This is a genomic window from Pontibacter sp. BAB1700 (assembly GCF_000277005.1).
In the GTDB taxonomy this organism is placed as follows: domain Bacteria; phylum Bacteroidota; class Bacteroidia; order Cytophagales; family Hymenobacteraceae; genus Pontibacter; species Pontibacter lucknowensis.
Genome location: NZ_AKIS01000152.1, coordinates 1 through 11,951, shown reverse-complemented (window position 1 = coordinate 11,951; position 11,951 = coordinate 1). Strand labels below are relative to the sequence as shown.

8 protein-coding genes and 1 pseudogene are annotated in these 11,951 nt (G+C 51.3%); 6 read left to right on the top strand and 3 right to left on the bottom strand.

The window, feature by feature from the left end; genetic code table 11:
• The 3 genes from O71_RS16645 to O71_RS26890 form a co-directional block, all read left to right on the top strand.
• Positions 1 to 477 (top strand): PorP/SprF family type IX secretion system membrane protein (locus O71_RS16645; protein ID WP_007659110.1); only part of this gene is annotated, 477 nt, incomplete at its 5' end.
• A gap of 18 nt (positions 478 to 495) precedes the next feature.
• Positions 496 to 1,689 (top strand): PD40 domain-containing protein, encoded by a 1,194-nt coding sequence (locus O71_RS24020; RefSeq protein WP_007659108.1) that lies wholly within the window; start codon positions 496 to 498, stop codon positions 1,687 to 1,689.
• Between the two features lie 5 nt (positions 1,690 to 1,694).
• A complete protein-coding gene (locus tag O71_RS26890) occupies positions 1,695 to 2,477 on the top strand; it encodes an OmpA family protein (RefSeq protein ID WP_155800974.1) in 783 nt (260 codons plus the stop codon).
• A gap of 99 nt (positions 2,478 to 2,576) precedes the next feature.
• Here the strand turns inward: O71_RS26890 and O71_RS16630 are convergent, their stop codons facing one another.
• Complete coding sequence (locus O71_RS16630) at positions 2,577 to 3,800, bottom strand: sorbosone dehydrogenase family protein (protein ID WP_007659106.1); 1,224 nt, start codon at positions 3,798 to 3,800, stop codon at positions 2,577 to 2,579.
• 155 nt (positions 3,801 to 3,955) lie between these two features.
• Between O71_RS16630 and O71_RS16625 the strand changes: the two genes are divergently transcribed.
• A complete protein-coding gene (locus O71_RS16625) occupies positions 3,956 to 4,267 on the top strand; it encodes a carboxypeptidase-like regulatory domain-containing protein (protein WP_040574524.1) in 312 nt (103 codons plus the stop codon).
• Positions 4,249 to 6,255, top strand: coding sequence for a TonB-dependent receptor domain-containing protein (locus tag O71_RS16620; protein WP_007659104.1), 2,007 nt, complete (start codon positions 4,249 to 4,251; stop codon positions 6,253 to 6,255). Before O71_RS16625 ends, O71_RS16620 begins: the two co-directional genes overlap by 19 nt.
• Before the next feature lies 1 nt (position 6,256).
• On the opposite strand, the gene O71_RS16615 is transcribed toward O71_RS16620, so the two are convergent.
• Together O71_RS16615 and gcvP are read right to left on the bottom strand one after the other, a co-directional pair.
• The gene (locus O71_RS16615; RefSeq protein WP_007659103.1) at positions 6,257 to 6,859 is read right to left on the bottom strand and encodes a DUF4136 domain-containing protein; all 603 of its coding nucleotides are present in this window, start codon (positions 6,857 to 6,859) and stop codon (positions 6,257 to 6,259) included.
• Between the two features lie 215 nt (positions 6,860 to 7,074).
• Positions 7,075 to 9,993: pseudogene (gene gcvP, locus O71_RS16610) on the bottom strand (aminomethyl-transferring glycine dehydrogenase).
• A gap of 256 nt (positions 9,994 to 10,249) precedes the next feature.
• Here gcvP and O71_RS16600 point away from each other — a divergent pair.
• Positions 10,250 to 11,470: an NAD(P)-dependent oxidoreductase gene (locus O71_RS16600; protein ID WP_007659098.1), complete on the top strand. Its 1,221-nt coding sequence runs from the start codon at positions 10,250 to 10,252 to the stop codon at positions 11,468 to 11,470.
• The last annotated feature ends 481 nt before the right edge of the window (positions 11,471 to 11,951 follow it).

Below are 11,951 nucleotides of genomic sequence, written 5' to 3'. Positions count from 1 at the left end.
GGTATCTACTTTAACACACCGCGTTTCTACGCAGGTTTGTCTGCCTCTGACCTGATCCAGTACAAAGATGTTTTCCAGATCGAGCCGATCCGTCACTATTACTTCACAACAGGCTACGTGTTTGAAGTTAGCAACTTCGTGAAGCTGAAACCAAGCATATTGGTAAAAGAAGACTTCAACGCACCGGCCAATGTGGACCTGAATGGTTTCGTGCTGCTGGGTGACCGTCTGTGGCTGGGTAGCTCCTACCGTACGAGCATGAACCTCTTCAATAAGAATGAAGTGGCTGATCCGGTGAACAAGCGCACTGCGCTGGCCCTAATCGCCGAACTACAGGTAACCAACGCCTTACGCCTGGGTTACTCTTACGACCGCATGCTCAACGACCTGAGCGGTTTTCAATCGCACGAGATATCGGTAGGTTACTACTTCTTCAAGAAGCAGGACACGAAAATGCTGACGCCGCAATACTTTTAATATTAGCTCTTACCGCATATGAATTTCAGACATATACCCTTATACCTCACCGCTGCCCTGATGCTGGGCGCTGCCCCTGTAGCCGAAGCGCAGCAGGAGCTTCGCAAGGCAAACAAGCACTACGAAAAGTTTGAATTTGCGCTGGCTTTAGAGCAGTACAAGAAAGCATCTGAGAAGCGCAAGCCGGATGTGAAAACGGCTGAGCGCATTGCCGACTCCTACCGCCTGACACGTCAGACCGTGGAGGCAGAGCGTTGGTATGCACAGGTAGTGGCCATGCCAGGTCGTGACCCGCAGAACATTTACCACTATGCTGAAGCGCTGCGCAGTAACGGCAAGTACGAAGAGGCCAAGCAACAGTACATGCAGTGGGCTGAGGAAGTACCGCAAAAGGATGAGCGTGCCCAGCACCTGATGGCGTCTTGCGACAAGGCAATAAGCTGGACCAACCAGAAAATGCCGCTGGCCGAGGTGCAGCGCCTGAGCGGACTGAACGTTCAGGGTTTCTCTGACTTCAGCCCGATGAATTATGGCAAAGACGCGATCATCTTTACATCAGACCGTGGTGTGGATCAGGAAGGAATATCAGCCGGCACCTATGGCTGGACCGGTCGCCCGTACCTGCAGCTCTTTATGGCCAGCCGCGATGGCAATGGCAACTGGGGCAAACCCACTGCGCTGCACGAAATGATCAACGACCAGTACCACAATGCCACAGCCTCGGCTACCGAAGACGGGCAGACACTTTACTTCACCCGTACGCAACTGGTGCAGCAGCGTAAGTCTGGCAATGCTGACCCGACTAGTTGGGTAGAAAAGTCGCAGGTGAACGAATACATCAACCGATTGGAGATTTACTCATCCAAAAAACAAGGTGCTACCTGGACAGATATAAAGCCGTTTGCTTTTAACAATGTAGCAGAATACTCCGTTGGTCATCCGGCCCTGTCACCTGATGGTAAGATCATGTACTTCGTGTCAGATATGCCGGGTGGTATGGGCGAGACGGACATCTACTATACCCTGCGTCAGCCTGATGGTAGCTGGGGAGAGCCTGTCAATGCCGGTATACTGATCAACACATCGGGTCGTGAGAGCTTCCCTTATGTGGATCAGAATGGCAAGCTGTATTTCTCATCCGATGGACACATGGGAATGGGCGGTCTGGATATTTTTGCAGCCGAGGCAAGCACGCTGCCTGGACGGCCGTGAACAACATGGGCCACCCGATCAACTCTTCGAAGCACGATTATGGTATCATGTTCAACGAAGACGAAGAAACTGGTCTGCTGTCGTCTAACCGCGAAAGCAGCAACGGAACTGACGATATCTACAGCTTCAAAGTACTGCAAAAGCCTGTTGTGATAGCTGTGACTACGCTGGAGCGCAAGCAGAACGAGCAGAAAAAGAACGTGCAGCTTCCATTGCCGCAGGTGCAGCTCCTGATCGCACAGCAGAACCAGAATGATAGCAGTACAGCTCTGACAAACACAAAAGGGCAGTACTTTATGGATGGCCGTAAAGGAAATTCCTATGTCATGCAGGGCTCTAAGCAAGGCTATCTGAATCAGCATTCGTTGGTGGTGGTTCCAAAAACCGCTCCGGATACCCTACAGGTAGCGATGGTGTTCGACCGCGACGAGAAGAACGTAGCCATTGTGCTGGAGAACATCTACTACGACCTTGACAAGTGGGATATCCGCTCGGATGCTGCCAAAGAGCTTGATAAGCTGGCTGAAGTACTGGTGGCAAACCCTACGATCAAGATTGAGCTGAGTTCGCATACCGATAGCCGTGAAAGTCTGAAGTATAACCAGGTGCTTTCTGAGCGCAGAGCCCAGGCCGCCGTGGATTACCTGATTGAGAAAGGTATAGCCAAAGACAGGCTGACTGCCAAAGGCTATGGTAAGACAAGGTTGGTGAACAAGTGTACCGATGGGGTGTCTTGTCCGGAGGAAATGCACCAGCAAAACAGAAGAACCGAGTTCCGAATCAAGTAAGAGCTCCTTTAACAGGATTTAAAAATTTCATTAGCTTTCATAGTTTGGAAAGGCTCCGTAGATTCTACGGAGCCTTTTTTTATTTTTCAGCTGCGAGCCTTAGCGTTTGTTGCGCTGGTTTTGTTGCTGTTTACCGCCAGTATAGGCAATGCGGTACACTACTCCATTTGAGTCATCAGTTACCAGTAGTGAGCCATCAGTGTGCGTGGCGACACCTACCACTCGGCCAAACTGCGACTTGTTGTCATCTACCAGAAAGCCTGTCACGAAGTCCACAAACTCTTTTGGCTGACCATTCTCGAAGCGAATACGAGACACTTTGTAGCCGGCTGGTTTAGAGCGATTCCATGATCCGTGGAAAGCTACAAAGGCATCGCCGGTATATTCTTTCGGAAACTGAGTGCCTTTATAGAAAATCATATCAAGGCCCGAGGCGTGGGCGGTATAGGTGAGCAGTGGATACTTGGTTTTCTTTTTATACTCTTCATAGCTCATATCATCGGGCTGGTCGCCGGGGTTTTCTTTTCCTTCACCGTATATGTAGGGCCAGCCATAGTCAGCGCCTTCCTCGATTTTGTTCAGCTCTTCGCGCTGCTCATCATCACCCAGCCAGTCTATGCCATGGTCCATACCAAACATTTCCCCTGTTTGCGGGTGCCAGTCAAAGCCAAGTGTGTTGCGGAGACCCTTGGCATATACCTTGCGGTTTTTGCCGTCAAGGTCAGCTTGCAGAATAGTGGCGTGCTCCTTGTTTGGCTCATCGCAGGAGTTGCAGGTACTACCGATAGAAATGTAAAGCTTGTTGTCGCGGCCGATGCGCAGCGTACGGTTCGGGTGCTGGCCGCCATCGGGTAGGTCATCCAGGAGCATTTGTAGTTCAGATAGCGACCCGTCTTTGTTGATGTTAGCGGTGTATAATTCCTTTATAGTAGCCAGCCACACTTGATTGTCTTTTATCACAATGCCGTGCATGTGCTCTTTGGTGGCCACTACTTTCTGCTCGTCAGCCTTCCCGTCTTTGTTCGAGTCGCGGATCATGGTCACGGTGCCCTTGTCACGGTCAGTCACATACACCACACCGTCGTTGCTCACGGCAATCATGCGGGGCTTGTTGAGGTTTTCGGCAAACTTCGTGATCTGGAAACCGGCTGGAACTTTTAGCTGCTTCACGCGGGCGTCGGTAGCATCTACCCGGGCAGGTTTAAAGATATGGCCTTCCACGGAAGCACTCACTGGTTTTTCACCTCCCTGCGCAAGGGCTGGCGCACCAATAAGCGTCAGTGCCAAAGCTAGCGAAGCAGTAGTTGTAAGTAGTTTTTTCATAGTTATGGGTAGGTTTAATTTCACAGATATGGTTTGTATTTTGATTTAACCGAATGCCAGCTCTGATTGTTACAAACGGGCAGAACATAGCAATTCCTGCATAAATCTAAACCTCAAAAGGTATAACCCGTTTTGTTAGCAGTTAACTTGCATACATGAATCAATCACTACTCCTGCTCCGATCCCTTTTTCTGACTAACCTCATGCTGCTGCCTTTTCTGAGTTACGCTCAGCAACAGGTCAACGGCCAGGTACTGCACGCCAAGACCCGCCAGGCGCTGGAAGGTGTGACGGTGACAGTCAACACAGGCGAACAGGCGCTAACCAATAATTCCGGGCGCTTTGATTTGTCGGTTGCAGACCAAGCGACTTTCCTGCTGATCTCGCACATTGGTATAAGGCCGATACTATTTTCTTACAGCGCATCCAGCCAGGTACGGCTCTTCGGGTGTACCTACAGCCTCTGACGGCTAGTCTTTCAGAGGTAGTGGTGACTGGCTATGAAAGCAACCGGCCTCTGCTGGAAACAGCCGGAGCCTTGAGCGTAGTAGGCCGGGAAGTGACTCAGCGCTTTGACGAAAGCTCGCTGGTGCGTGCCGTAAATACAGTACCGGGGGTGCGAATGGAGGAACGGGCCACAGCCAGCTACCGGCTTTCCATCAGGGGCAGCAGTTTGCGCTCACCCTATGGTATACGCAACGTGAAGCTATACCTGGGTGAAATTCCCCTCACCGAGTCAAATGGCATCACCAACCTGAACCTGTATGATGCTTCCAACTTCAACAGTATGGAAATACTGAAAGGTCCGGCAGGCAGTATTTACGGAGCAGGTACAGGCGGAACAGTTTTGTTGGAACCCCGCAGAGCAGCTCCCGGAGAGAAGCAATTTCAGGCAGGTGCTACCTTTGGCTCGTTTGGCTTACAGCGCTATACTGCCAGTGCCAGCGTGAGCAGTGAGAAGCAGAGCCTATACCTGCAGTATTCCCGCCAGCAACTCGACGGTTACCGGGAGCAATCCAGTATGGACCGGGAGACGCTTATGCTGACCTCCACCTTCAATCCATCTGACAAAAGCACGATCCAAGCCAACCTGATTTACTCCGACCTGTTTTACCAGTTGCCCGGCGGACTGACACAGGAGCAGTATGAGCAGGATCCGCGGCAGGCACGGGGCGGAATGTTCGGGAGTGTGGCACAGAATGCTTCGATGAATCAGCAAGGTATAAACATTGGGCTGTCGCAGGAATACCGCTTCAGTGACAGTTGGAGAAACACGACTGCTCTGTATGGCTTGTTTCGGTATAGAGACCATCCGTTCAATACCGACTATGAACGCAACACTAACCAGGAATATGGAGGCCGAAGCCGTTTTGTTTACAACACACAGCTCGGCTCCGCAGCTACTACAATCACCTTCGGCGGCGAATACCAGCGCGGTTTTGAGGCAGCCCGCACCTACGATAACAACCAAGGCAGAGCAGACTCGCTGCGCACCGACGACGAAGTGCTGGCCAAGACCGGCTTGCTGTTCACGCAGGCTGAGTTCGAACTGCCCGGCAACTGGATCGCAACTGCCGCACTAAGCCTAAACGATACCAGGTATGAGATCACACGCCTGCATCAGGCTCCTGGCGGCAGTCCTTACCAGTATAGTCGCGACTTCAGCGCAGTGCTTTCGCCACGGGTGGCTTTGCTCAAGCGCCTGAACGAGCAGGTGTCGGTGCACGGAAGCGTAAGTGCAGGTTTTTCGCCGCCTTCTGAAGAAGAACTGCTGACCTCCGATGGTGCCCTAAACCAGGAACTGGAGGCGGAGAAAGGTATAAACTACGAAGCAGGTATACGGGGCTTTGCCTTGGCCAGGAAACTGAGTTTTGATGTGGTGGCTTTTCACTTCCGGCTGCGGGAGACGATTGCGAGTCGGCAGGATCTGTCGAGCATCGCTGTGTTCCGAAATGTAGGCGCTACTACGCAAAGTGGACTCGAAGCAGCCTTGGGTTATACCTTACTCGAAGATGCCACGCAGCCCGTGAGTTTGCTCAAGGTATGGAGCAGCTATACCTTGAGCCACTTCCGATTCCGCGATTACCAGAAAGATGACACCGACCTGAGTGGGAACCAACTCACCGGCGTAGCCCCGCATACCTTAACCGCCGGCCTCGACCTAGCTACCCGCTTAGGCCTATACCTGCACCTGACGGCCAACTATGTAGACGAGATTCCGCTTACGGATGAAAACACAGTGTACGCCGATGCTTACCTCGTAGCAGGTGCTCGTTTAGGATTGAGAAGGGAATTGGGAAGACAGTTTGTGCTGGACATATTTGCAGGCTCTGAAAACCTGACGGATCAGAAGTACAGTCTGGGTAATGACCTCAACGCATTCGGCGGGCGCTACTTCCAACCGGCATCACCGCGCAACTACTACGGCGGCTTCAGTCTGTCTTATCGCCTGTAAGTTATCGTGAACTTGGCCTGCTGGATGCGGGTCTGTTAGGTGGATATTGTGATAGGATACTGATAATGGACCTTCTGATCCTGCTCTCGTCTGTCTGTGTCACATTAATATCGCCTTCTGCCACGCCGCGCCACACTAACTCGTTGGTACTGGACGATATCAGGTCGATCAGCATGGTTCCAGGTATATATTGTGCGACTGGTCTGTATCCCGGAAAATCGGCAGAGTTATAATTGAAACGATAGCCAAACCAGTAAGCGTAGCCAAAATCAGGGGAAGCAGTAGCGGCATCCTGTGCTACTGACACATCATAAGCAACCAGCAGGTCTGGATTTTCGACGTCAAGCAGCAAACCTTTCTTAACCAACTCAGCTGCGATAGCATCGCGCACCCGCCTGTCCAGCAGCGGCTCGTACAGATTGGGATCTGCGGAGGTGTTGGCCATCTCTGGTTCCATCAAAGCAAATGTGCGGTATATCTGAAAGTCTACGCTGCGGTCGTAGGTGCTGTCAGCTACTATAGAAGGTATGCAGCCGCTCAAACCGATCAGGAAGGCAGGGATCAGGTATAACAAGTGTTTGAAGTGAGGTATAGCGTTTCGCATATAGCTGTTGGTTTAAGTACAGGACATTTCTAAAACAGGTATACGGTGCTGGATAATTAGTAGGTATAGCTGTGGAGATTGTTGCCAGGTGCAAGCTAAAATGGTGCAGTTAATTCAAGGTATGAAGAGGTACAGGCGAAGGCGATTTGCACGGCCTAAAAACAAAAAAGCCTGACCGATGTGGCCAGGCTTTTCAGGTATAAGCTTAAGATAGATTAGCCGATGGCTACCATCTCATTTTCATTCTCGTTGTAGGCCTCGATCGGAGCGCAAGAGCAAACCAGGTTACGGTCGCCGTAAGCGCTGTCGATGCGGCTCACGGTTGGCCATACCTTGTTGTCGCGTAGGTAAGCCATCGGGAATACCGCCTTCTCGCGAGAGTAAGGGCGCTCCCAGTTCTCCACCATCGCCACTTTCAAGGTATGCGGTGCATTCTTCAGCACGTTGTTCTTTTGGTCAGCCTTGCCCGCTTCGATCTCACGGATTTCCTCACGAATCGAGATCATCACGTCGCAGAATCTGTCCAGTTCTTCCTGTGCCTCCGACTCGGTTGGCTCCACCATCAGCGTACCCGCTACCGGGAACGATACAGTTGGCGCATGGAAACCGTAGTCCATCAGACGCTTCGCGATATCCTCTACCTCCACGCCATACTTCTTGAACTCGCGGCAATCAAGGATCATTTCGTGTGCGCAACGGCCGTTTTTGCCTACATACAGCACCGGATAGTGTTTCTCCAGACGCGCCTTGATGTAGTTCGCGTTCAGGATCGCCACTTTGGTAGCCTCTGTCAGACCTTCGCCACCCATCATCGCGATGTAGGCATAAGAGATAGGCAGGATAGAAGCAGAACCCCAAGGAGCAGCCGAAATAGCGTTGATCGCTTCCGGACGACCTAGGTCAACCACAGCGTGACCAGGCAGGAACGGAGCCAAGTCTTTTACCACACCGATTGGACCCATACCAGGACCACCGCCACCGTGAGGTATACAGAAGGTCTTGTGCAGGTTCAGGTGGCACACGTCAGCACCAATGTGCGCTGGCGAAGTCAAACCTACCTGTGCGTTCATGTTGGCACCGTCCATGTATACACGGCCCCCGTTGTCGTGAATTACCTGGCAGATCTCGATGATAGACTCCTCATATACACCGTGTGTAGATGGGTAAGTCACCATCAGGCAAGACAGCTCATTCTTATATTGCTCTGCTTTCGCACGCAGGTCGGCTACGTCGATGTTACCTTTCTCGTCGCACTTCACGATCACCACTTTCATGCCGGCCATTACAGCAGAGGCTGGGTTGGTACCGTGTGCAGAAGAAGGTATAAGTGCTACGTTACGATGATGGTCGCCACGTGACTCGTGGTAAGCACGAATCACCATCAGACCAGCGTACTCGCCCTGAGCACCCGAGTTAGGCTGCAGCGACATCGCATCGAAACGGGTGATCTCGCAAAGCCAGGCCTCGAGGTTCTTGAAGATCTCAGCATAACCTTGTGTCTGGTCGGCAGGAGCGAATGGGTGCAGCTGACCGATCTCTGGCCAGGTTACCGGAATCATCTCAGCCGTGGCGTTCAGTTTCATGGTGCAAGAGCCCAAAGAGATCATGGAGTGAACCAATGAAATGTCTTTGTTCTCCAAGTGCTTCATGTAACGCAGGATCTCGTGCTCGGAGTGGTGCTTGTTAAACACCTCGTGCGTCAGGTACTCGCTTGTACGGATCAGTTTATCTGACCAAGTGATTTCAGTCTCCTCTGGCAGTTCGTCTATACCCAGCACGTCAGCCGACTTGCCAGCTACTTTCGCGAACACCGCCAGGATAGCTTTTACATCATCCAGGTCTGTGTTCTGGTGCAGGGAAATACCGATGAAGTTTTCTTCGAAGTAACGGAAGTTGATTCCTGCCGCCTCTGCCTCTGTGCGGATGGCGTTCTTCATATCAGCACTCTCCACGGCAATTTTCAGCGTGTCGAAATACTGTTCGTTCAGCTGCTCAAAGCCAAGGGCCTTCAGGCCTTTCTCAAGTTGCTGCGCCAGCGAGTGTGTGTTCAGACCGATGTACTTCAGGCGACGTGGGCCATGGTACACGGTATACATACCTGCGATTACCGCCAGCAGTACCTGCGCAGTACAGATGTTAGAAGTCGCTTTCTCGCGGCGGATGTGCTGCTCGCGTGTCTGCAGGGCCATGCGGTAGGCTCTGTCACCGGCGGCATCCACCGAAATACCGATAATACGGCCCGGGATTACACGCTTGAAGGCGTCTTTTGTAGCAAAGTAAGCCGCATGCGGACCACCAAAGCCCATCGGCACGCCGAAACGCTGGGTAGTACCTACCACTACGTCGGCGCCCATTTCACCTGGAGGTGTTAGCAGCGTCAAAGAAAGAATGTCAGCAGCTACAGCTACCAGGATATCCTGTGCGTGTGCTTTGCTGATGAAGTCAGTATAATCGAAAATGGCACCGTCGGCAGCAGGATACTGCACCAGGGCACCAAACAACGTCTCGTCATTGAAGTCCACTTCGCGGTGATCGCCGATTACCAGCTCAATGCCGATAGGAATGGCGCGTGAAGTAAGAATGTCCAGTGTTTGTGGCAGCACCAGGTTGGATACGAAGAAGCGGTTGGCATTCTTGCGTGCACCTTTGCGCTGGGCAAAGAACATACCATAGCCTCGGCAGCGGCAGTGCCCTCGTCGAGCAGCGATGCGTTGGCGATCTCCATACCGGTCAGGTCCATTACCATGGTCTGGTAGTTGATCAGCGCCTCCAAACGGCCCTGCGCGATCTCAGCCTGGTATGGGGTATAAGCGGTATACCAACCCGGGTTCTCCATAATGTTGCGAAGAATCACAGGAGGCATGATGGTGTCGTTGTAACCCAGACCGATATACGATTTGTATACCTTGTTCTTTCTGGCGATCTGTCCGAATTGCTTCAGGAAGTTTGTTTCAGAAAGAGCCTTTGGCAGGTTCAGCGGCTTTTTTTAGTCTAATGGCGGCCGGTACGGTCTCCTCAATCAGTTGATCCAGCGAGTCTACCCCGATGGTTTTAAGCATGTCCTGCATTTGCTCTTTATCCGGACCGTTGTGGCGCTCCTTAAAAGTATCAGCAGGTTTTGTTTTAAGTATCATATCGATGAAGTATTGATTGGGAATTTGGGTTTTTACTTTCCAGTGGAAGACAAGCCAAAGGCTCTCTTTCAATATTTTCTACAAAAGTAATAGTAATTGTTTATTATATTGAAGCATGAAAGCTAAATAGTTCGGGGTGTGGCGACTGGCCTTTCACACTATATTATATAGTGTACCTCTATATAAGGTGTAGCGCCTGGCTTTCCCCAGACTGACAAACATAAATTGCAGCAGAACAATTCAGAAACACGCACCTATGGAAAAAGTTAAGATCGGTATCATCAAGGAAGGCAAAATACCAGTTGACAAGCGCGTACCGCTCACCCCGAAAAAATGTGTGGAGGCCATGCAGGAGTTTCCGGGAGCAGAGGTGGTGGTGCAGCCCAGTGACGTGCGCTGTTTTACCGACGAAGAATATGCCGAACTAGGTATAGCCCTGCAGCAGGACCTGAACGATTGCGATGTGCTGATGGGCGTAAAGGAAGTGCCCGTCGATCAACTGATTCCGAATAAAATGTATTTCTTTTTCTCCCACACGATAAAGAAGCAGCCGCACAACGCCAAGCTTCTGCGGGCCGTGCTCGACAAGAACATTACTTTAATAGATTATGAACTTCTGACCAATGCACAGGGGCAGCGGGTCGTAGCTTTTGGCAGGTATGCAGGTATAGTGGGTGCCTACAACGGTATACTTACCTACGGCAAGAAGTGGAAGCTCTTCGACCTGAAGCCCGCCTACCTTTGCCATGAGATGGAAGACATGCAGGAGGAGTACTTTAAAGTGAAGCTGCCTCCGATCAAAATTGCTGTGACAGGTGGCGGTCGTGTGGCGAGCGGCGCCATGGAAGTGCTCGACAAGATGGGTATCAGAAAGGTGAGCGTGTTCGATTACCTGTACAAGCAATTCAAAGAGCCGGTATATGCCCAACTGCACTCCGGCGACTACAACAACCGCCCTGATGTAGAGGTATGGGACTCGCCAGACTTCTATGCACACCCGGAGCTATACCAGTCCACTTTCCGCAAGTTCACCAAAGTAACCGACCTCCTGATGGCCTGTGCCTACTGGGACCCGCGTGCTCCGAAGCTCTTCTCCGAAGAAGATACCAGGGAGCCTGATTTCAAGATCGATACCATCGCCGACATCACCTGCGACGTGGATGGCTCTATACCTACGACCAAACGTGCTACCACAATTACGGAACCTGCCTACGACTACAATCCAGAGACGGGCGAGCTCGAACCTCCTTATAATAGAAAGGACAACATCACCATAATGGCTGTCGACAACCTGCCTTGTGAACTACCCCGCAACGCTTCCCGGGATTTCGGCCGCCATCTTATAGACAATGTATTCCCGCAGTTCTTTAATAACGATGAAGGAGGTATGCTGGAGCGAGCTACCATTACAAAAGGGGGAGAACTGACCGAAAGGTATAAGTACCTGCAGGAGTATGCCGAGGCAGCGGCGGTGTAAAGAACAAACGACTTTAATAATATAATAGGAGAGGTATAGCCATTAGTTTAGCTATACCTCTCCTATTATATAAGAGTGTAATGTAAGGGCACTGGTAAAGGAAATAGAGCTAAAAGAAGGGAAATATAATTGCTTGAGAAGAAATACTTAGAAACTTTGAAGTTATTTTTAAAATTTTGATGGTGCAACTCAGACAGTTAAACGGAACCGTCTTGACGCGCTAGCTAATGTTATAACATACCCCTTGCGCAATCGGATTTTTTTCTGACCTTTGCACTCCCAACACGGTACAACGGGTCGGGAAACGAGAGTGAGAGGCGGCCGGCAGGGCGGCCACCGGTGTCAAAGTTGAGAGGCGACGCACTGGAAATAAAGACTGAAAAAAACTTTGCCTTGGTGCTTGCAGGTTGAAAAGATCTGCTTACCTTTGCAGCCCGCTTCGAAATGAAACGGATTCCGGAAGGCTCCTAACAGGGGCCGC